At 45.0% G+C, this 21,646-nt stretch carries 15 protein-coding genes; 5 read left to right on the top strand and 10 right to left on the bottom strand.

The features are described from left to right. The first annotated feature begins 46 nt into the window (after positions 1-46). The gene (locus OE749_RS07330; RefSeq protein WP_263711776.1) at positions 47-517 is read left to right on the top strand and encodes a hypothetical protein; all 471 of its coding nucleotides are present in this window, start codon (positions 47-49) and stop codon (positions 515-517) included. Positions 518-1,054: 537 nt separating this feature from the next. Then, positions 1,055-2,599, top strand: coding sequence for a carbon-nitrogen hydrolase family protein (locus tag OE749_RS07335; RefSeq protein WP_263711777.1), 1,545 nt, complete (start codon positions 1,055-1,057; stop codon positions 2,597-2,599). Positions 2,600-2,656: 57 nt separating this feature from the next. Here OE749_RS07335 and OE749_RS07340 read toward each other — a convergent pair whose 3' ends face one another. Then, on the bottom strand, positions 2,657-4,057 hold the full coding sequence (locus OE749_RS07340; RefSeq protein WP_263711778.1) for a putative periplasmic lipoprotein: 1,401 nt from the start codon (positions 4,055-4,057) through the stop codon (positions 2,657-2,659). 136 nt (positions 4,058-4,193) lie between these two features. Further along, positions 4,194-4,664: a MarR family winged helix-turn-helix transcriptional regulator gene (locus tag OE749_RS07345; protein ID WP_263711779.1), complete on the bottom strand. Its 471-nt coding sequence runs from the start codon at positions 4,662-4,664 to the stop codon at positions 4,194-4,196. Between the two features lie 121 nt (positions 4,665-4,785). Here OE749_RS07345 and OE749_RS07350 point away from each other — a divergent pair, with 121 nt between their 5' ends. Further along, complete coding sequence (locus tag OE749_RS07350) at positions 4,786-5,214, top strand: organic hydroperoxide resistance protein (RefSeq protein WP_263711781.1); 429 nt, start codon at positions 4,786-4,788, stop codon at positions 5,212-5,214. Positions 5,215-5,300: 86 nt separating this feature from the next. Here the strand turns inward: OE749_RS07350 and OE749_RS07355 are convergent, their stop codons facing one another. The 4 genes from OE749_RS07355 to OE749_RS07370 all read right to left on the bottom strand — a co-directional run bounded on the left by OE749_RS07355 (position 5,301) and on the right by OE749_RS07370 (position 10,388). Then, positions 5,301-5,984 (bottom strand): hypothetical protein, encoded by a 684-nt coding sequence (locus OE749_RS07355; protein ID WP_263711782.1) that lies wholly within the window; start codon positions 5,982-5,984, stop codon positions 5,301-5,303. Next, a complete protein-coding gene (locus tag OE749_RS07360) occupies positions 5,981-8,335 on the bottom strand; it encodes a xanthine dehydrogenase family protein molybdopterin-binding subunit (protein WP_263711783.1) in 2,355 nt (784 codons plus the stop codon). Before OE749_RS07360 ends, OE749_RS07355 begins: the two co-directional genes overlap by 4 nt. Further along, on the bottom strand, positions 8,332-8,871 hold the full coding sequence (locus OE749_RS07365; RefSeq protein WP_263711784.1) for a (2Fe-2S)-binding protein: 540 nt from the start codon (positions 8,869-8,871) through the stop codon (positions 8,332-8,334). The genes OE749_RS07360 and OE749_RS07365 overlap by 4 nt, the downstream gene beginning before the upstream one ends. Before the next feature lie 230 nt (positions 8,872-9,101). Beyond that, positions 9,102-10,388, bottom strand: coding sequence for an OmpP1/FadL family transporter (locus OE749_RS07370; protein ID WP_263711785.1), 1,287 nt, complete (start codon positions 10,386-10,388; stop codon positions 9,102-9,104). Positions 10,389-10,840: 452 nt separating this feature from the next. Between OE749_RS07370 and OE749_RS07375 the strand changes: the two genes are divergently transcribed. After that, positions 10,841-13,168 carry a methyl-accepting chemotaxis protein gene (locus tag OE749_RS07375; RefSeq protein WP_263711787.1) on the top strand — a complete coding sequence of 776 codons (2,328 nt, stop codon included), beginning with the start codon at positions 10,841-10,843 and terminating at the stop codon, positions 13,166-13,168. Positions 13,169-13,187: 19 nt separating this feature from the next. Here OE749_RS07375 and OE749_RS07380 read toward each other — a convergent pair whose 3' ends face one another. From OE749_RS07380 to OE749_RS07395, 4 genes are all read right to left on the bottom strand, one after another. After that, a complete protein-coding gene (locus OE749_RS07380; protein WP_263711789.1) occupies positions 13,188-14,129 on the bottom strand; it encodes a helix-turn-helix domain-containing protein in 942 nt (313 codons plus the stop codon). Positions 14,130-14,270: 141 nt separating this feature from the next. Further along, the gene (locus OE749_RS07385; protein ID WP_263711790.1) at positions 14,271-15,269 is read right to left on the bottom strand and encodes a LacI family DNA-binding transcriptional regulator; all 999 of its coding nucleotides are present in this window, start codon (positions 15,267-15,269) and stop codon (positions 14,271-14,273) included. Positions 15,270-15,399: 130 nt separating this feature from the next. Then, positions 15,400-16,725, bottom strand: a complete 1,326-nt coding sequence (locus OE749_RS07390; protein WP_263711792.1) for a glycoside-pentoside-hexuronide (GPH):cation symporter — start codon at positions 16,723-16,725, stop codon at positions 15,400-15,402. 18 nt (positions 16,726-16,743) lie between these two features. Then, a complete protein-coding gene (locus tag OE749_RS07395) occupies positions 16,744-18,084 on the bottom strand; it encodes a GH1 family beta-glucosidase (RefSeq protein WP_263711793.1) in 1,341 nt (446 codons plus the stop codon). 403 nt (positions 18,085-18,487) lie between these two features. On the opposite strand from OE749_RS07395, the gene OE749_RS07400 reads away from it, so the two are divergent. Then, positions 18,488-21,619 carry a TonB-dependent receptor gene (locus OE749_RS07400; RefSeq protein WP_263711795.1) on the top strand — a complete coding sequence of 1,044 codons (3,132 nt, stop codon included), beginning with the start codon at positions 18,488-18,490 and terminating at the stop codon, positions 21,617-21,619. Positions 21,620-21,646: the final 27 nt, after the last annotated feature.

Below are 21,646 nucleotides of genomic sequence, written 5' to 3' on the forward strand. Positions count from 1 at the left end.
GTATGCCGCCTTGTAGGCGGCCTTATAAAGAATCTACAGTGGTTTTATGGATTTAATATTTAAGAACAAAAAACGCATTATTTGGGCGCTCTACTTGATTGCAGTGCCCATGTTTTTGTTGTCTCTTTACGTCATCTTGAATATTGAAGCGTACGAAGGTGGGGGCAACAGAAAAGAGGGGGTTGCCTACTTCCTTATAGTATTAGCACCGATGCTAGGAACGATGTTTTATTTTGGTGATAAGGCATTGCAAACGCGCCAACTAAAAATCGACGATTTAGGCATTCATTTTGGTACTGAACCTTATCTAATTCGGTTTATTTGGAAAAATATTAAAACCATTTCAATTGATGAGAACAGCCAAAGGGTATTTTTCGATTTCGTTCGTGCTTCAGGGCCTTTTCCGACCATTATCTCTGAGTTAAATATCGGTCATTATGACATTGAGTTGGATGCCTTTATTGAAGTGTTAAAAATAAAACAAGATACATACAAATTCGAGGTGATATTTATATGAAGTGCCCACATTGCGAAAGCACACAAAATAGTTACTGGAAAAGTATTTTTAGCAAGGTCAACACCTGCCTAGCGTGTAACAAGCATTATGTAATGAAGCTCAACCTTAAGCGTTCTCTTGTTGCTACGCTACTTGCGCTGATTGTTTATGTTGGTTTGATTTACCCTTTATTGGGAGCAAATGAGCTGCTTAGATGGCTATTTATGATAAGTGTGATTCTTGCGTCGTTTGCTCCGCGCGCAAGGGAGAGCTAAACAGGGAGTTGTAATCCACTTCTATCACCTCATCCCCCGTATGTTGATAGTAACTTAACCTTGGCATTGGTTTTGCTGATACCCGTGCACTGAGTATTCTTAACGAGTGAATGAGTGAAGCCAATGACGAAAGTGACCGCGCGTCTAGTAAGCGTTTCGACGCAGAAACCGCGTGTGATTTATTTTATTTTGTTACTGGTGAATAATGTGAACTTTTTCAGGCAGTTACTCGTTATAAAGTCTATGCTCAAAGAATGGGTTTTAGTAAAAAAGGAAGCAAAGCATGAGTTCTGAGTCTGACATTTCCAGCGACGTGGTTCTGGCCCTGAGAAACTTGCAAAAGGCAGATTATCCCGACGTAAAGCGGATTATGGATATCGTTTATTCAAAGTTGGGGGGCGCGTTTTCGCAAAAAGAGTTTCTTGCCATGCTCAAGGTTTTTCCTGAGGGACAAATTTGCATTGAAGATAATGGCAAAGTCGTTGCGGCTGCATTGTCGGTGGTGTTGGATTATAAGAAGTTTGGCGATGATCATACGTATGACGAAATTACAGGGGATGCTTATTTTACAACACACGATCCCAATGGCGATGTGCTCTATGGGGTGGATGTGTTTGTCGATCCTGAATATCGCGACCTTCGCTTAGGCCGGCGCTTGTACGATGCGCGAAAAGAGCTCTGTCATAACCTAAATTTACGGGCGATTATTGCTGGTGGCCGAATTCCTAACTATCGACATCATAAAAATGACATGTCGCCTCAACAGTACATCGAAGCAGTTAAGCGCAAAGAAATCTACGACCCTATTCTTACCTTTCAGCTATCAAATGATTTTGAAGTACGGCGTGTTTTAGAGTCATATTTACCTGAAGATGGCGATTCCAGCGGATATGCTACTTTATTACAGTGGTTTAATATTTACTTTGATCCTAAAAAATCAAAGCTGTTTGGAAATAAAAAAGACACCGTTAGGGTCGGCTGTGTGCAATGGCAAATGCGTGAAATGGGCAGCGTGGATGAATTGTTGCAGCAAGCCGAATATTTTGTTGATGCACTCAGCGACTACCGCTGTGACGTGGCACTGTTTCCCGAATTTTTTAATGCGCCGTTAATGGGATTGAGTGAGGATCAATCCTCGATAGAAGCCATACGTCATCTAGCGACATACACGGAGCGCGTTGTCACAGAAATGTCGGCGTTGGCGTTGAGTTACAATATCAACATTATTGCGGGTTCGATGCCCTTGCTTGAAGACGACATTTTGTACAATGTTGCCTACTTATGTAGAAGGGATGGGACGATAGATACTCAGTATAAAATCCATCCTACACCGCACGAGAAGAAAGACTGGTTAATGCGTGGCGGTGATAAATTAACCTTATTTGATACGGACTTTGGGCGTATTGGTATTTTGATTTGTTACGATGTGGAATTCCCAGAACTTGCACGTATTTTAAGTGAAAAAGAAATGCAAATTTTGTTCGTTCCATTTTGGACAGACACCAAAAATGGGTATCTTAGAGTGCGACGTTGTGCACAGGCCAGAGCGATTGAAAATGAATGCTATGTTGCGATTGCGGGTAGCATTGGGAATTTGCCTAAAGTAGACAATGTAGATATTCAATACGGGCAAACCGCGGTGTTTTCTCCTTCTGACTTTGCCTTCCCCCATGATGCGATTATGGCCGAAACCACGCCGAATACGGAAATGACGCTGATTGTTGATGTCGACTTAGAAAAACTTCAAAAACTGCAAAATGAAGGGTCGGTACGTAATTTCTTAGATAGAAGACGTGACTTGTATCATATTGAATGGACGGGTGAATAGTTTGTGATAAGAGGCGCAATGCGCCTCTTGTTTTATACATATAGATAATATGCAAGATTAATTAGCGACGGGCACCGCACTCAGAGGAATGTCTTGTTTGACGACGAATCCCGTGTGGTGTTGCCTGTGGAGCGTTTTATTTTTGACCCTATCTAAAAATTCGTCAAAGCCATTTACATTTTCATAATCAATCGCTCTAAAACTCAATTGCGCTTGGCCTAATTGCGTTGGTGGAATTAGGTCAATGCCTGTGCCTACTAACGAAAAGTTTTCAATTGATCCCAGTGGATTTTGCGGGTTTTGGCGGATTGTCCATTCGAAGTATGGTTCATACTCGCTTTCTTCAAATAATACTGTTGAGATGTAGTAAATATCGTGAGTATTACTGATACTCAGTTGGTTGACTTCCAACCTACTTTCATCAATTTCTTTCACTATTTTTTGCAGCGACTCATCAGATTCCATATTGATGGTCACGGGTGAGGTCGGAATCGTGTTGTAGGATTTTGCACCAAATGTGAAATATTTCAATGTATTGCCTTGGCTACCAGCGTAGTCTGTTGTCGATGTGGTCACAGAAATACGATAGGCGTTGGCTTCGTCAAGCGGAATGATATTTAGCGCTTGGTCAGGCATCCAGTGCTGCCTCGTTATCAATGGTACTTCATCGCCAACATAGGCATACCCTGATCGAAAAGTGATAGCTTTGTTTGTTTCTACTTGAACTGCAACACCCTGTTTAGAGGGTTTAACTGGGCTGAACCCTTCTGTTGGATTGAAAGCACTGAGCCTTTCACCGAACATTTGATTGTTGTAGATGCCAACAAGGACGACGTCTGGCCATGAAGATTGCTCGATGCCTTTGCAGTGCTCAATGTTTAATTGATTGGCGTTGTCATAAAAGCGATAGCCAAAAGGGGCTTTGACTGAGTTAGTATCAATAAACCCACCGGTTAAATCGAGTGAATCAATTAAATTGGGCGCGAGTATGCTTTCGCACTCGCATACTGTGTCATCTGATTCATCGCGAAAAACGGTTTCAAACTCACCGTAATCCTGAATGCTCGCATTGCTAAATGTCATCGCTTTTATGGCGATAGGATCTTCTCTTAGAAATTTCTCTTTAAAAATCAGGCTGAAGGTGGCGCGTTGCGTGTCCATCTCTACAGAGAGTAGTCCATTCTCATCGGGTTCGTGAATAGACTGAGTAGAAAAGTCTGAATTATGTATGATGAGGCGTGCGTCTAGATCGGGCGTTTTTACATTACAGCTGTTAGATTGAACTACGCTAAACGCCAATATCGGTTTAGCGTTAGGATCTGTTTGTGGTTGCGTAGACGGTGGCTGAGGTGATGTCACTTCAGGCTGCTGTGTATTTACATTGTCAGTATCGCTACCACTGCCGCCACAGGCACTAAGCAATGATACTACCATTAATGGTAAAAGCTTATTCTTCATAGGTTTAACTTCAAATCAGTGCGACAGCTGCCATTCGCAGGTCGATTGTTACTTCAAATTAGCCGGGCAGTATACAAAATAAACAGCGATAAACGAAGTGAAACAGACATTGTGGAAGCTATTTACTACAGATCATTTATGAATGGCGGCTTTTGCAGGCTAAGCCTTCTTCTGATTCTGCTAGGCTTGTATTTAATGTATCTAGAAGTGCAATGAGTTGATTGAACGCTGTTCTATCAACATCATCAAATTGGCAAGTAAGTTGTTCAGGAATGTGTTTGGCTTGGTCTGCCAGCTTGCTGCCACTCTCTGACAAAAATACAAATTTGCTGCGTTTATCTGTCTCACTTTTTTGTATTTCGATTAAGCCTTTTTCTTCTACTTTTTTCAATATCAGTGTCATTGCACCAGGATCGATGCCTGTTTTCGTTAGCAGCGACGCGATCGAAATGTGGTCTTGCTCCCACAGAGCCATCATAACCACGTACTGGGGATACGTTAGATCTAGTGCCGTTAATAATGGGCGGTAGGCGCGAGTAATGCGATTAGAAGCCAGATACAAACGGTGGCATAACTGATTGTCTAAACTAAGTTGAGGGTACTTCATAATATCTTGTCTCACGATGTTGTCTGTTTTTATTTTAATTTGTATACAAAGTTCTTGCAAAAGAAAGTGTTTGAGTTAATACTTTGCATGCAAATTAATTGAATTTACAGAGGACAAAGACATGAAAAAGCTTCAAGAAGCAGTGTATACCGCGAAAGCGACGGCAACGGGTGGACGAGAAGGGATTGCAAAATCTGATGACGGCCGTTTGAGTGTTGACTTATCTACGCCCAAAGCATTAGGAGGAGATGATGGGCAAGGCACTAATCCCGAGCAACTATTTGCTGCGGGGTATGCGGCATGCTTTATTGGCGCAATGAAATTTGTAGCAGGCCAGGAAAAGAAAGCACTTCCAAAAGGGACGAAGATTCACTCAGAAGTTTCCATTGGGCAAATTGATGTAGGCTTTGGCATTGCCGTTGTATTGAATGTTTCTCTTGGCGATATGGATAAAGCTGAAGCACAAGCGCTGGTTGAAAAGGCGCATCAGGTTTGTCCTTACTCGAATGCAACACGCGGCAATATCGAGGTAACACTTAACGTACTGTAATTTTTGTGTCGTGTGACGGGAAGTCTTACAAAAGAGCCCACCATCCAGCGCGGTGGGGGCTCTTTTTAATTGCTCAGCATGATAGGTTATTCGCTAGGGCAAGGTGCGCCTGCATCTATCCATACTTCTACGGCGCGAATAAAGTCAGCGCGTGTACCTGGTGCTTTTTCTCGTCCTGGACCAGGATTAAATCCCCAAGCCACGAGAGGATCGATTTTCGCGTGGTGTTCAAGGAACTCCTTGCGGAATGTGGTCATGTCATTTCTACCCCCTCGCTGAGCTAGGTGACTACTGTTATGCGCGGGATCTAACCATTTATTACACAACGCATTGGCGCTAATCCCTTTAGGGATTGTCATGTTCGGCTGAGGCATGTGCCAGACAAAGCCTGGCATGTCGGCAGACACATTGCCTGGAGGCATGCCTTCTTTGTCGCCATTGGTGTTTTGGTGACAACCTCGACAACTAAGCACTACGCTGTCGACTTGTTTAAAGGTATCTCCGTCTTTAAATAGCACTACATTATTTGCAACAGTGATATCCATAGGGTGAGGTCGCCTGTCTTCGCCTACTGTTGGGTAAAACGTGCCGTCTTCATCGACGACACCGTGGCAATTAGCGCACCGAGGATGTATTGCGACTTGATGCAGATAAGCAAATGCCGTCCCCGCATTTGGGTCACGTTTGAACGCTTGATAAGGGTCGTCAGCTAATGCACTGGCACTTAGGACAATGCCCCAAAACGCAATCCAATAATGTATTAACTTCATGCGGTTACTCCTTTATCTGTATCGCTCGAAGCGCTATTCATTGCCATTTTTACTTGCTTGGGTGTCATGGGGAGCGCTCGAAGGCGAACCCCCGTCGCATTAAATATTGCATTTCCTATAGCGGGAGCGACGACAGTGGTGCCCGGTTCGCCAAGCCCAACCGGAAATTCATCGGAATCAACAAAACTGATATCCATATCAGGCACGTCTTTCATGCGCAGGGGGGAATAGTTGTGCAAATTGTTGCTCGCAACCTGCCCATGTTTATATTCTGTACTTTCATGCAGTGCGAGGCTAACGCCCCAAAGCAGTGAGCCTTCCATTTGTGCCATTGCACCATCGGGATGCACCACAATGCCACAATCGACTACGCAGGTGAGCTTTTTCACGGTTACTTTGCCAGATGTTGGGCTAACAGATACATGCGCTGCAAGTGCTACCCACGTTGGCATGCTGCGCTCTTGTCCAAAGGTAAGGGCAATACCAATGCCTTCGTTTTTGGGGAGAGATTGTTGGGTGTCTACTTTTTTGGTCAATATATCTAGTACATTACGTAAACGCGCGGCACCTCCCACTGCATGAGGTTCACTGCCTGATTGTCGCCCTTCTGCGGTGAGTAATTGTCGTCGGAATGCTGCGGGATCTTGTTTCGTTGCATGTGCCAGTTCATCCATAAATGACTCAACACTCCACATGATCCAACCCGGACCAACAGAGCGTAACCACCCTGGCACAAAGGTTTGTTGAGCTAGGTCATTGTTATACACCAGCACTTTATTGTTTGGTAACGAGTACCAGTGGTCAGAGCCACTGGCTGAAAACATATCGATTTTCTTTTTGCCGTCTTTACTGTCGGCTAAAAATCCGGGCGCCATGGCTTTGGTTGGCCAACCTGCGGTAAATCGATGCTCAACCGCCGCAACACTGCTGTTTGCGTCAATTGTCCCTTTAAAATAACTTACGCTTGGGGAGCGGGGTTGGTCAAAATACGCGTCGTCTTCACGGGTGAATATCATTTTTACTGGCTGGTTCATTGCCTTTGCCGCGAGTGCTGCTGGAATAATGTAATCACCAAATAGTCGTCGACCAAATCCGCCGCCCAAGTAGTACTGATGGATAACCACGTTAGCTTGGTCAACCTCTAACGCTTTTGCTACTTCTGGTAGGGTAAGGGATTGCCATTGATTGCCAGAATGCAGGTGCCAAGTACCGTCTTTGAATTCAGCTATCGCGTTAACAGGCTCTAACTGAAAATGTAGCGCGGTAGATGTGGTGTACGTTGCTTCAATATGCTTACTGTGTTTGCTTTGAGCCTCATGTGTACTGCCTACATCCACCAATAACGCACCGTTTTCTGGTTGGCTAATAAGTGCATGACCATGCTCTTGCATATCAGCTTCAGACACATCTGCTTTGGGGTTGGGGTGGTATGTCACGCGTATACTGTCTACGGCCTTGATGGCGGCGGGATAGTGTGTCGCATACACCGCTACCCAGCCTTCTAACCAGCCACTCGGATCGGTAAGGATTTTGTAACCTTTATAGCCTTTTATTGCTTTTGCATCGGTATCGTCGACATGTTTGACCTTGTTGCCAAATCGCGTTGGTGGTACGACGGGACGCGCGTAGAGCATATTAGGGATCTCTACATCGATACCGTAAACGGCTGTGCCGTTTACCTTTGGTGGAATATCTAGCGCTTGGCTTTGCTTACCTATAATCGCATAGTGCTGGCGGGATTTTATCGGATATTCTTTTAGTGCATCGGCAGAGATTTGTTTGTTGAACGCGTGCTCTTTGATGAGGGTGGCAAAACTGACGCGGTTATTGCCGCAGACAATCTGACTGTCTTTGGCAATGCAGTCACCTTTGCTCACACCCAGATGTTTAGCCCCTGCTTCGAGCAGTAATTCTCTGCCAGCTGCACCTGCTCTGGAAAGGGGTTGATAACTTTGGAATACTGACCAGGATCCGCCTGTGACCATCATGCCCCATTTGGGATCGGTGTCTACATGATCGATGATCACATCTTGCCAATTTGCACCCAATTCTTCAGCGACAATTTTGGCTAATGCAGTGCCCACGTGCTGTCCCATTTCTGCACGTATGATATTCACTTTTATCGTGCCTGTTTCATCGATTTCATACCAAATGGTGGGAGAAAAAGACTTGCTGGCTAATACGACATCTGCGGGCGCTTGTTGCGAAAGGGCTGTGGGAGCGAACGCAATCATAAGGGTTGCGTTTACGGTACCAATAAGGAGATCCCTGCGACTGTGGTCGACAACCTGTGAATCATCCGTTTGCTGTTTATTTGTTGCGTTTTGGCGATGACGGTGAAAGAGGTTCATTCGCTAATCTCCTTATTGACCATATCGCTTTGAGCAGACGGGGAATCGTCAGGAATATAGTGATTCACGCCATTGGAAGTATCGACGGTATCACTTTGCGATGCCGCACGCTTAATGGCTTTTTTAATTCTATGATAGGCCATACAGCGACATAAATTGCCATTCATATGCGTGGTGATTTGCTCATCGGAAGGAGAAGGGTAGTGTTTTAGCAATGTGGCAGCTTGCATAATCTGGCCCGACTGACAATAACCGCATTGGGGCACCTGCTCGTCTATCCATGCTTGTTGTAGAGGATGTTGATTACCTAACCCTTCGATCGTCGTGATGGTCTTTCCCTCAGCCTGTTTGACTGGGTAACTGCATGATCGTACGGCCAGCCCATCAATGTGCACCGTGCAGGCACCGCACATCGCGATTCCACAACCATATTTGGTGCCTTTTAATCCGAGTTCGTCACGAATGACCCAAAGTAGAGAGGTATCGTCTTCAGCTGAAGACTCAACGGGATTGCCATTTAACACGAATGAGACCATGTGCTTGTCCTTCCTTTTTGCCTGTTTTTAAGCGAAATGAATAGATTGATTGTTTTTTCGCCTAGATATAAAAGTAGTACAGAAGACACAGGAAAGATCAGAATGATGACGAAAGTTGATGCAGTCAAAGAGACGCTTACTCTGTGAGAGAATAAAAAAACGCAGCTGTAAATGCTGCGTTTTGAGGATTATATGATGACACACGTTTGTGTCACTTGAAATGCAATTGCTTATATTGCGATGTTAAGTTGTGCACTTACAATGTGAACGGTAGCAGATTGTGTTGCCACAAGGTGCGTGCTGATTGGACCAATTTGTTTAGTTTGGTTAACGTCAGCCTCGCGCGCATCTAAAAACGCATAACCTAGGTCTAACGTCATTGTCTCATTTAGTGTGTACGTTGCACCTGCTGTGATCCAGTGTCTGTCTGTATCAGGAATGCTCAACGAGCGTGTTGCAACTGATACTGCGCCTTCATCGTAAGCGTAGCCTGCACGTAGCACTAAGTTATCGTTGTATTGGTAAGTGACACCGCCACTTAAACGCCATGTATTCGAAAAGTTTTCTTCTTTAAGTAACACATCTACGCCAGAATCTAAGTTCACTTCTAGCACGTCGAATGCACTCCACTCGGTGAAGTTAGCGCTGAACTGAGTTGACCAACGATCGTTAAGTTTTACGTCGACAGCAAGCTCTGAAATTGCGCCCAAGTCTAGGTCTAGCGACCCTGTACCATTGTATGCAGCAACCATGTCTGATTGCATTTCGCCTTCAAGCGTTAGGCGTGTTTGGCTACGATGAGACAAACCGACCGTAACATTTTCATTAGCATCCCAAAGTAGACCGACATTCCAGCCGTATCCCCAATCATCACCTGCGACTTTAGCGATCGTTGCGCCACCAGGAATTGTGCCACCAGTTAGGCCTGAAACTGCCATCGGGGTGGTTGTACCAATTTCTGCATCAGCAAATACAGCGCTTACGCCAAGACCCAGAATGAGCTCTGGTGTAATTTGGTAAGCGAGTGTTGGGTTCATTGTGACAGTGGTAATTTCTGCGCGGTCTGCATAGTGCAACGCGTTGTAGCTTCCGCTGTAGTCTGTTGCCAGTCCGAAGTTAGAGAAGAAGCCAATACCCGCTGTGAAGGCATCATTGATTTGCTGCGTATAGAACATCGCTGGAACAAACGCGCTGTCTGCGACGTTACGCTCTGATGCGTCAAGTTGAGCAACAGGTGTACCCTGTACGCTTATATTTTGAGTACCTTGTACATCAACACTTGGGCGGATATAGGTTCCTGCCATTGCCAGTTGACTTCCTTTCAGTTTACCGATGGCAGCGGCATTGGCAGCCAACACTGTCGCATTTTCAGGCATGGCGGCATGGCCAGCGAAAGCGCGGCCTAATCCATTGGCGCTATGTTCGTTTAGTTGGAATCCTGCAGCGTGTGCGTTTGACGCAGTTAGCGTCGTCATCATGGCGGCTGCAATTGCAGCTGAAAGATTCAATTTTTTCATGTGCTTTCTCGTAAACAGGAAGTAAATGTAAATAATGAGGGCGAGTTTTTAGAGATCCTGTTAACAGATGTCAAATAAATACGATAAATTACCGATTATTTGATTAAAATGTAGCTAACATGCCGTTAAAATACGCAAAAATGCAAGATGTTGTTGAATTGTAAATATTGTTTTTAAAATGTTTTTTGCAAATAAAACGCTGTGAGAGGATCGTTAGCGTTAAGTACTCCCCTTCAAGTTATAGAAAATATGTATAGCAGTAGAGTGGTTTTACCTATAGACAGTGCCTGATTTACCCCTTATATTCTGTCGCCCGAATATACAACCTAAGAAGTGTTAAAACGGCGGAGACAGATTCAAACGCTGGCTATCAGATTAATCGCTACTATATTGGCGATTAAACCAGATATTTTCCTCTCTCGACACCACCTCTTTCTAGCAGTAAACAAATTATGACATTAAAACTACGATTGGTCGTTGCTGTCACTGTCGCGCTTTTACTTGCGCTTGTCATAAATGCATCGGTAAACACTTACATCGCAAATGATGAAATGCGTGCAGCCATGTTTGAAACCAGCGAACGCGATTTAATTTCTAAACGTGATCTGATGAAGCGTCAAGTAGAGGATTACTTTTTGCAAATTGAACATCAGGCGGTGGCTTTTTCGCAAGATGTTGCCACAGTGCAGGCGCTTGAGGCATTTTCTGCTGGTATGCATAAGTACGAGAGCCAACGTCAGGCGTCAGGCCGTGATATTAAAGGTGCGTTGAACCAGTTTTATGAAGACACATTTTCTGCCACTTACGCGCAGCATAATGCAGATTTGGCGAATGTGAATCAGGTGTTCGATAGACTCAGTGCGCAAGCGAAGCTGTTTCAGTATGACTACATTGTCACTAATCCTAATCCGCTTGGGCAAAAAGACGCATTGGAATCTCATCCTGCCTTTGCGGTGTCGAGAACCGATTTTGATATTGCTCACAGGCGTTACCATCAACGATTCAGGGATTACGTCACGCAGTTTGGCTTTTATGACGTGTTTCTCGTTGACGCTAGCACAAGCCGCGTGGTGTATAGCGTGTTTAAAGAGATTGATTTTGCGACTGATTTGGCATCAGGCCCTCACGCCAGCAGTGGTTTAGCCCGTGCTTATCAGGGGGCACTATCACTAAAGGCTGGTGAAACATATTTAACTGACTTTAACGCGTATTATCCATCGTACAACAATCCTGCCAGTTTTATCGCCGCGCCAATTTGGGACAAGGGAAAGGTGCAAGGTGTTCTGATATTTCAAATGCCGATAGACCGCATTAATAACTTACTGACAATGAATCAAAAATGGCAAGAAACGGGATTTGGTGACAGCGGCGAAATCTATTTGGTAGGAGCAGACCAGACACTTCGTAATGAAAGCCGTTATTTTCTTGAAGACCGAGAAAACTATATCGCTGCGCTAAAGCGCGCAGGAATTAAAGAAGTAACGTTGATAGACAAAAAGCAAACAGGTATTACCTTGCAACCTGTCCGCACTGACGGTGTTGCACGTGCGTTGTCTGGGGAGTCTGGTTTTGCAACCTTCAATGACTATCGTGATGTTGCTGTGTTATCTGCCTTTGCACCCGTAAAAGTGGGGCAGCATACATGGGCGATTTTGTCTGAAGTGGATCAACAAGAAGTGGAAGCACCGATTAGCCATTTAAAGCAAACCGTCATCATAACGAGCGGATTGGTAACGGTATTAACCTGTGCTATCGCTGCGATTATTGCAGCGCTAATGGTGAATACATTGTTGAGGCCACTTGCTAATATTGGTGCACAATTTGCAAAATTAGGTGGCAGAGATGCTGACTTAACTGTTCGTATAGACGATACACGTATTCCTGAATTTGATCGTATTGGTCAGGCATTTAATACCTTTATCAAGCAGTTACAGGACATTATTTTACAAGTGCGGGTTAATGCAGATTCTATCGCGGCACAAACCGCACAATTGAGCGCGGCGACAGAGCAAACCCAATATGCTGCGAGTGCGCAAAAAGAAGAGGCTGACAGCGTGAAATTGTCGCTTATTCAATTTGCCGAAGCACTCGCGGAAGTGTCTCAGCAAAGTGTTGTGTCGGCGCAAAGTACGGCTGAATCGAGTGAGAGTGCAGAGCACAGTACCTCCCAGGCAAAAATCGCCTCTTCGGATATTGCCGAACTAGGTAGCGAAGTGGCCACGTCTGCGACGACGCTGCAACGTTTAAAAGATGAAGTCAATACCGTCAACGATGTGCTATCTGTGATAAATAGCATCGCTGATCAAACTAACCTACTGGCGTTGAATGCAGCGATTGAAGCTGCGCGAGCGGGGGAACATGGACGTGGTTTCGCCGTGGTTGCAGATGAAGTGCGTCAGCTCGCCTCACGAACCCAAGACAGTACCGTTGAAATACAAGAGAAGATGGTGACTCTCAACCAAGTTGCTGAAGCCGCCGTGGCGTCGATGGAGCGCGCATCTGGTGCGGCTGAGCATGGTATTGCATTGGTTGACGGTGTGCGTGATAACTTGCGCGATTTAAGCGACAGCATCACAGAGTTATCTACGGTGAATGAACGTATTGCAGCGGCCACAGAAGAACAAAAATATACCGTAGATGCCATTAATGCCAACGTCGAGCATGTGACAGGTTCAGCAACAGAGTTAAGTCAGGCGTCGTCAGAGATTGCCCAATCAACTGAGTCGTTATCTGATATTGCACAATCACTAAAACAGGAAGTCGCACGCTTTAGTGCCTAGCTTTTTAGCGAGCGCTTACTTACTGTGCGCGCTCGTGAATTTCTGTGTGATATTTTTCGACATTGCGAAATTCAGAAGGGGTAATTCCGATTTTCTTTTTGAACAAACGCGCAAAATATTGTGGGTATTCGAAGCCCAATTGATATGCGATGTTGGCGACCGAATCATTAGAACCCAGCAGCATGTTTTTGGCTTTGTCTAGCAGTTGCAAGTGAATCCATTCCTTTGCCGTTTTACCGGTTTCTATTTTTAATGCATCCGACAAATAACGGGGCGTAACGTGCAATTGTAGGGCAATATCCTCAACAGTGGGAAGTCGGGCAATGTGATTGCTTTGCAAATCAAGTAGCGTGTCGAAGGCTTGAATAAAACGGTCAAAGAGTGCTGAGCGAAAATCTTGGCGAGTCATAAACTGCCTGCGGTAGTAGCGCTCTGAGTAGCGCAATAAGGTGTCAAGTTGAGACAAAATAATATCGCGGGTGAAGTGATCGTGATTGCCTTGAGATTCAGTCTCGATGGCATCAAAAATAGAAATAAGTTGAGCTTCTTCTGCCTCTGATAAATGCAGTGCCTCATTCACAGCATAGTTAAAGAAGTGATAACGCTCGATTTTTTCATAAAGCGGATGATCGAGAAGATACGCTTTATGAAACATAATCATGCGAGAATCTGCTTTCACATTCACGCCATGAATACGTACTTCCTGACCTGGCGCGAGAAAAATCATCGCACCATTTTGGTAATCGTAACGGGTGCGACCATAAGCAATTTCACCAGAAATAATGTGCTTTAATGAGATGATGTAAAAGTCACAGGAAAACGTTTGCCCTTCTAAAGGTACGGCTGTATCTGTGTCTTGTGAATGACAATTACGAACCACACCAAACAAGGGATTATTTGGAGCAGGCTTACCCCGATCTGTGGCGTACTCTCGAATAGAATGGAACGTCTTCTTACTCATGTGACTCAGTGCTGAAAGTGATGGCGTTGATGCGATTATAGAGCAAAGAAGAGCCTTAATCTGTACACACATTGCCTGAATATGTATACAAATCTGCACCTGTTATTATTGATGCAGCTAGTAAGGCTTTGGCTCAACGGCTTACACTGAAGATAAAGAATCCCGTGATACGAGCTTGGGCTCAAACATATGGGGCGTGGTGCACTCCCCTTGTTTGTAGACATCTTGCAGTACCAGTTGCGCAGCCATTTTGCCCATTTGTGCGATAGGGTATTCGATTGTCGTTAGTTTAGGGTGGGTATAGGATGAGAACAAAACATCATCAAATCCAACCACAGAAATATCGTTAGGGATATCCAATTGATGTTCACGGATAGCCGACATGGCACCATTGGCCATTTCGTCATTGCCGCAAACGACCGCCGATACAGGTAAATCTTTATCAAAGAAATGCTGCATACCCGCATATCCACCCGTTTGCATATAATCACCGAAATATTCACGTTCAACGTCGGGGGCGATACCAAACTCTCGCAATGCGCGATAGTGACCCGCTAGGCGCTCACGCGCGTCGGCCTTAACTTTTGGACCTGCGATATAAAGAATATCTCTGTGCCCGTGCTCAAGCACCGTTTTAGTGGCGATATAGCCGCCCAATTCGTTATTCAAGCAAATGCAACGATCAGCGATTTGAGGAATATATCGATTTATAACGTAAATTGGGGTTTTTCCCTGAGCGAGATTGATCAGGTATTCATCAGACACCGCTTCAACATGCAGAATTAACGCGTCGCAATTTCGGCTGATAAGAAACTCAATGTCCTCTTTTTCTTTTTCAAGATCGCAATGGCTTGCGGTAACAACGATATGTTTATTGGCCGCACGAAACTCCTTTTCAATACCGCCCATCATGGTGCCATAAAATGGACCATGGAATTCGCCCACTAAAATGCCAATACAATCTGAACGGCTGGAAGCGAGAGATTTCGCGATAGCATTGGGCTTATAATCCAGCTGCTTCATAGCTTGATTGACTTTAGTACGGGTTTTCTCACTTACACTGGCACTGTTATTCAGCACCCTTGATACTGTTGCAAGAGAAACACCCGCCAGTTTTGACACTTCGTAAATGGTTGCCATAAATCGTTCGTTAGGTTTTTTTGCCTGTTATATCATAAACCTGCAACACAATTGCAGAGATTGCACGATCAAATATGACTTAATGTCGATAAAGACAAACTACATTTCATACCAAAGCCATAATTGTAGGTTAAGACTGAAGCAGTTTCTTTTGAATATTTGCTATGTGTGTATCGTCTAGCGCATACCGGCGCATGACCCATGCCACACCAAAGAAGACGACCGCCGGAATGATGCTAAAGCTCAATGCGATTCCCGTGACAGTAGAGGGTGCTAGCGCTACATTGGCCTCATAGCCAAAGCCTGCAAGTAGCCACCCTGCCATTGCGCCGCCTACTGCGAGTCCAAGCTTGATAAAAAATACAATGCTGGAGTAGGTCATTCCGGTAATACGCACGCCACTTTGCCATTGGCCATAGTCAACAATGTCAGCCATCTTTGCCCATAATAGTGGGGTACCCATTTGTAGCACCACGCACCACAGAAAATACATTGCGCAGGCGAGTTGCCATTGTGACGCAGGAACAAAAAACGTGGCTACACACACGATGCCCGCACCTATTTGAGCAAATATGTAGGCTTTGACTTTACAGACCCGCTTGGCAACGGGCTGGGCGAGGGCACACCCAATGATATTGCCGATCATGCCGATGGTTATAAAAGATGTGATCAGATCAGGTTGACCCAATACATCTTTTACATAATAAATGGCTAAGGTCGAACGCAAGGCAATACCGACTAAAACCAGAAAAGCAGCGGCGCAAATGATTCGCCACTGATCGTTTTGCCATAGCACGCCTAAATCATGACGAAATGTGGTCGATTGATTAGCAGGAGGTGCAATGCGTTCTTTCGTGCCTGCGAAGCATAGCCAAAATAATATCACTCCCAATGCGCTCAATGCAGCGATAGTAAGTTGGTAGCCCTTGGCTTTGTCGCCATTTCCAAAAAACTCTGTAAGCGGCAAAGTAAGAGTCGCCACCAACAAGCCGCCTAGCATACCGAAAACAAATCGGTAACTTTGTACAGATACCCGCTCTTTTATATCTGCGGTTAACACGCCGCCCAAGGCTGAGTAAGGAATATTAATGGCGGTATAGGCAATCATTAGCAATGTGTAAGTTGCAAATGCATAGATGACTTTACCTTGTGCGCTCAGATCGGGTGTGCTAAATGCTAAGGTGCTAATGATGGCGAACGGAATCGCTAACCATAAAAGGTAGGGACGAAATTTTCCAAAGCGGGTTTGTGTTCGGTCGTTAATGGCGCCCATGAGTGGGTCGGTTATCGCATCCACAATACGCACCACAATAAAAAGAGTGCCCACAACGGCTGGAGAAATACCAAACACATCGGTATAAAAATACGCGAGAAATAGTAATACTGATTGGAATACTATATTACTTGCCGTGTCACCCAATCCATACGCGACTTTTTCTTTTATTGATAACGACATGAAATACCCGCGCTCCTTTTATGTTCGACCCGTAATAAGGGCTTTGTAGAGTTTGGCACTTAGCTTTGGTATACGCGCTAATGTAGCGTAGTTGACGTATACAATACCAAAGCGTTTAAGGTAACCCTCTGCCCATTCAAAATTGTCCATTAAACTCCAGGCGAAATATCCGCGTATATCAACGCCCGCTTCGATAGCGTCGTTGACGGCATTAAGGTGGGATTGGTAATAGGCGATACGTTGCGTATCAATGATTTCACCCTGTTCCAATACGTCTACCGTGGCAGCGCCATTTTCTGTGATGTACACAGGAGGTAAATCGTATCGCTTATGTAAATCAATTAATAGATCGGTGAAAGCATCGGGATACACTTCCCATCCCATATCTGTTTTTTCCACCTCATCGCCAGGCGCGATTTCTTGAAAGCCTAAATCTGCTGCTGCACGATAGGTTGCTCGTGTATAAAAGTTCACCCCCAAAAAGTCGATGGGTTGCCCAATGATTGCCATATCCCCTTCTTCGATGTGAGGGCGCTCATGGTCATTCAATTGATTGATAATATCAGGGTAAGTTTGGTCAAATATGGGCTGGGTGTACCACTGGTTATGGTATTGATCCGCTAAATCTGCTGCGCGCCTATCTTCTTCCGAATTGCTGGCAGGGTATGCTGGCGTGTAGTTAAGCACAATGCCGTTGAGTGTATTTGGGCTGTATTTTTTTAAAACGGTCATGCCTAAACCGTGCGCTAACAATATATGGTGAGCGGCTTGTCTTCCATACTTGCGCTGACACAAACCCGGCGCATGGATACCAATTTCGTACCCTAAATAGGCCGAGCAAAAAGGTTCATTAAATGTGGCATAAGAATGCACTCTTTCACCGAAATGCACACATACTTTTTCCACATAATCGGCAAATAAGTACGCGGTTTTTCGATTGAGCCATCCGCCATTGTCCTCAATATGCTGGGGCAGATCCCAATGGTAGAGAGTGACAAAAGGTTTTATGCCTTGTGCATTTAATTCATCCAGAAGTGCAATGTAAAACGCCATTCCCTCTTCGTTCACATTGCCGTCTTTGTGTAAAACACGTGCCCATGAAATGGACAATCTGTAAGCATCTACGCCCAAATCTGCTATTAATTTAACATCGTCTTTAAATCGGGAAACATGATCACATGCAGTTTTACCGTGAGAGGCATCTTTAATCTTGCCTTTGGTGGCACAAAAGGTATCCCAAATGCAAGGAAGACGCTTATCAGCAGCGCCTTCAATTTGGAAGGAAGATGTCGCTACGCCGTAAGTAAATGCCGGCTGTAGCATTTTTGACTGCTTTGGAAGGGTAAATTGGTGTGTCATGTGAACACGTCCTGTTTTATTGAAAGCGCTTACAGTAGATTAATTTTTTAAACCTAAAAGTCAAACGAAACTGATTATTTTTACAAAATTTCGATAATAGTAAATAAAGGCTATTTTCCTACTTTCTCCAATTTTTAAAGGTGTTCAGGCTTGTTTTAAATCATGTTAACCCCTTTTTTGTAAATTGAATGTAAATAATTAGGTTGACGAATTTTTAACAATGCACTAACTTAATGAAAGCGCTTTCAGATTGGTGCGAGTTCAGTGCGGGTGTACTGGTTTGTCTGCGCAAGATTGAAGCGGTCTTGGCAGCCAATGACGGCACCAATCACACAATGGCGAATAAGACAAAAAAATAAACACATCAGGACTAAAAGGACACAACCTGAGGGAGGCTATCAGGGTGAAACAAAAACGATTTAACAGAACACCGTTAGCGACGAGCTTGTCGTTAATCTTGGGAGCCGCGACAGCACTCCCTCTTGCAGCGCAGGAATCTGGTGAACAGCCACAAAGTAATGATGTTGAAGTCATTCAAGTAAAAGGCATCAGAGGCAGTTTAATACGTGCTATGGACGTTAAGCGTGATAGCACTGGCGTTGTCGATGCCATCTCTGCCGAAGACATGGGCAAGTTTCCCGATACCAATTTAGCAGAATCACTACAACGTATTTCTGGTGTATCGATAGACCGTCAAAATGGTGAAGGCAGCCGCGTAACCGTTCGTGGTTTTGGTCCTGATTACAATTTAGTGACCTTAAATGGTCGACAAATGCCCACCGCGAACATCGAAGCCACCAGTGCTTCAGACTCGCGTTCCTTTGATTTTGGCAACTTGGCGTCAGAGGGTGTATCGGCTGTTGAGGTGTTTAAAACTTCGCGCGCGTCCATTCCTACAGGCGGTATTGGCTCAGTGATTAATTTAATTACGACTAAGCCGTTAGCCTCACCCGGACTCAAAGCAACCTTTGGTGTGAAGGGCGTGCACGATACCTCTAGTGACGAGGGTGACACTATCACACCCGAATTGTCTGGTTTATACAGCAACACCTTTGCTGACGATACGATTGGTATTGCGATTTCGGGGAGTTATCAAAATCGCCAAAGTGGCGCAGCGCGCGCAGGCGTTGATAACGGGTGGCGCGATCAGGTTGGAGGCGAGGGAAACTGGGGGGCTTTGCCAGATGCACCCGCAGGTTTGCCCGACCCGCATGTAAATCGTCCAGCTGACGGCGTCGTTTACGCTGTGCCTCAGAATCTGGTTTATGGATTTAGTGAAACAGACCGAACTCGTACAAACGGCCAACTGACGTTGCAATATCAGCCAAGCGAGCGGCTCACTGCGACGTTGGATTACACCTACTCCAAAAATGACGTTGAAACGAACCAGAACATTCATTCGGTTTGGATGAACTTTGGCCACATTGCCAGTGAATGGACAGACGCCAATGCTGATGGCGTGGCTGCGCCTTTGTATATTGAAGAAAATAATACCAATGTCGCGGGCGAATTCCCACCATATGGGCATCAGCCAGGCGATCTGACGCATGCAGATTTGGTGAGTCAGGTAGAGCAAAGCGGACAAGTTAACGAAAATAAATCGATTGGTATTAACCTTGAATTTGATGTGAATGATAATCTGCGATTGGAGCTGGATTATCATGACTCAAGTGCAGAAGCGAAGCCTAATTCAAAATACGGTAACAGTAACACCATTCAAATGGCCACGAACATTCGAGGCCGAACCGCAATAGATTTTCGCTCAGACTTTCCTGTTGTGACGGTGACTTTTCCTGGGCAACTCAATGCAGGTGACTTTGCCACGGCTGAGTACCCTAACCCGAATAACAGCTTGTCGGATGTGAATGGGCTAGTGCCAGACACCGTAAGAACAACAGGTACCAGCCTGCGTAACAGCTACATGCGCTCAGATGTAGAGCAATTACAAGTAAAAGGCCGGTATAGCTTTGATAGCGGTGTTTTATCGAGCATTGACTTTGGTGTAGCGAGAACAGAAGTGGATAACCGAAATGCGTTTGCCGTGGCTGAACGAGCCACTTGGGGTGGTGTGGGCGATTTTGATGATATTCCGAATGATGTTCTGCTCGACAGCTTTAGCACCATGTTGGATCGCTTCGACAATATGCCGGGCGATAAAGCCAATATGATTAACGGCTTTTGGGATGTTGATTTTGAGACCTTTGCTGAGATCGTTGCGACGAACTATGGCGTTCCGCTCAATGCCGATGGCTCGCCCGCGGATGCCGCATGGCCTTGCGGTTTAGAACTGTGTGCGCCATCTGAATACACAACCGATCGCCGCACCCTAGAAGAACAAACCAGCGCATTTGTACAGGCTAATTTTGAATTTGATGTAGCAGACATGCCTGTTACGTTGCGAACAGGGTTGCGTTATGAGGAAACAGATGTAACGTCTAATACTTTGCTACCCGATGTGACATCAATCGCGTGGATTTCTGATAATGAATTCCGAATCACCCGTGGCGCACCGCTTTTCTATGAAGGCGATGGAAGCTACGATCACGTGTTACCCAGTATCGATTTTGATATTGAAATAACCGACGACATTATCTTCCGTGCCTCATATAGTGAGTCAATTACGCGGCCTGCCTATGGTTACTTAACGGCGGGTGGACGATTAGATGAAGTGCGTATTGATGAGGCAAGGGGTTCACGAGGCAATCCGGGGTTACTACCGATAGAGTCTGAGAATTTCGACCTGTCGCTAGAATGGTATTACGACGAGGGTAGCTATGCGTCCATTGGCTATTTCCGTAAAGATGTGAAGAATTTTATCTCGTCAGAATCCATTATTGATTCACCATTTTCTGTGACCAATCCAACCACAGGGCCACGTTTTGATGCTGCGGTCGCAGCGATTGGAGGCGACATTACCAACAGTCCTGCAATTCGAGAAGAGATTGTGTCTCAAAATCCTAATGATCCCAATGTGATCCCACCAAACCCAGATACGGGTGAAGGTGCGCAAATTATTGGTGGACCCGATGATAACCCAGTTGTGGTGAATTTCTCACAGCCAGTCAATTCAGATGAAAAGCAGGCTGATGGTATCGAGTTTGCGATTCAGCATTTGTTCTGGGATTCAGGTTTTGGTCTTTATGCCAACGTAACACTGATAGACAGCGATCTTGAATATGACAATGGCGATACGACCAATAGTAATCAAACACCGCTAATTGGCTTAAGCGACTCTGCTAACGTAGTGGTGTTCTACGACAAAGAAGAATGGCAGGTTAGGCTGGCGTATAACTGGCGTGATAGCTTCTTCGAAAGTGAATTGGATGCGATAGGTTTTAGTCCTGTTTATGTTGAAGAATACGGCCAATTAGATATAAATGTGAGTTATCAAGTGTCTGAAAACTTAAGTGTGAGTGTTGAGGGAATCAATCTCACAGACGAGATTTCGCGAAAATACGGACGTCATGAACGTATGACCCGAAATATTGAACAGACGGGACCGCGATATCAAATCGGTGTGCGATATACCTTCTAGCTAAGCAATACACAGGCTGTGCTTCCT

It is taken from the genome of Fluctibacter corallii (assembly GCF_025751585.1).
GTDB classification, from domain to species: Bacteria; Pseudomonadota; Gammaproteobacteria; order Enterobacterales; family Alteromonadaceae; genus Fluctibacter_A; species Fluctibacter_A corallii.

Excerpts from the sequence above, each read along its gene's own strand:
- OE749_RS07330 (WP_263711776.1), top strand. The coding sequence starts at position 47 with ATGGATTTAATATTTAAGAACAAAAAACGCATTATTTGGGCGCTCTAC.
- OE749_RS07335 (WP_263711777.1), top strand. The coding sequence starts at position 1,055 with ATGAGTTCTGAGTCTGACATTTCCAGCGACGTGGTTCTGGCCCTGAGA.
- OE749_RS07340 (WP_263711778.1), bottom strand. The coding sequence starts at position 4,057 with ATGAAGAATAAGCTTTTACCATTAATGGTAGTATCATTGCTTAGTGCC.
- OE749_RS07345 (WP_263711779.1), bottom strand. The coding sequence starts at position 4,664 with ATGAAGTACCCTCAACTTAGTTTAGACAATCAGTTATGCCACCGTTTG.
- OE749_RS07350 (WP_263711781.1), top strand. The coding sequence starts at position 4,786 with ATGAAAAAGCTTCAAGAAGCAGTGTATACCGCGAAAGCGACGGCAACG.
- OE749_RS07355 (WP_263711782.1), bottom strand. The coding sequence starts at position 5,984 with ATGAAGTTAATACATTATTGGATTGCGTTTTGGGGCATTGTCCTAAGT.
- OE749_RS07360 (WP_263711783.1), bottom strand. The coding sequence starts at position 8,335 with ATGAACCTCTTTCACCGTCATCGCCAAAACGCAACAAATAAACAGCAA.
- OE749_RS07365 (WP_263711784.1), bottom strand. The coding sequence starts at position 8,871 with ATGGTCTCATTCGTGTTAAATGGCAATCCCGTTGAGTCTTCAGCTGAA.
- OE749_RS07370 (WP_263711785.1), bottom strand. The coding sequence starts at position 10,388 with ATGAAAAAATTGAATCTTTCAGCTGCAATTGCAGCCGCCATGATGACG.
- OE749_RS07375 (WP_263711787.1), top strand. The coding sequence starts at position 10,841 with ATGACATTAAAACTACGATTGGTCGTTGCTGTCACTGTCGCGCTTTTA.
- OE749_RS07380 (WP_263711789.1), bottom strand. The coding sequence starts at position 14,129 with ATGAGTAAGAAGACGTTCCATTCTATTCGAGAGTACGCCACAGATCGG.
- OE749_RS07385 (WP_263711790.1), bottom strand. The coding sequence starts at position 15,269 with ATGGCAACCATTTACGAAGTGTCAAAACTGGCGGGTGTTTCTCTTGCA.
- OE749_RS07390 (WP_263711792.1), bottom strand. The coding sequence starts at position 16,725 with ATGTCGTTATCAATAAAAGAAAAAGTCGCGTATGGATTGGGTGACACG.
- OE749_RS07395 (WP_263711793.1), bottom strand. The coding sequence starts at position 18,084 with ATGACACACCAATTTACCCTTCCAAAGCAGTCAAAAATGCTACAGCCG.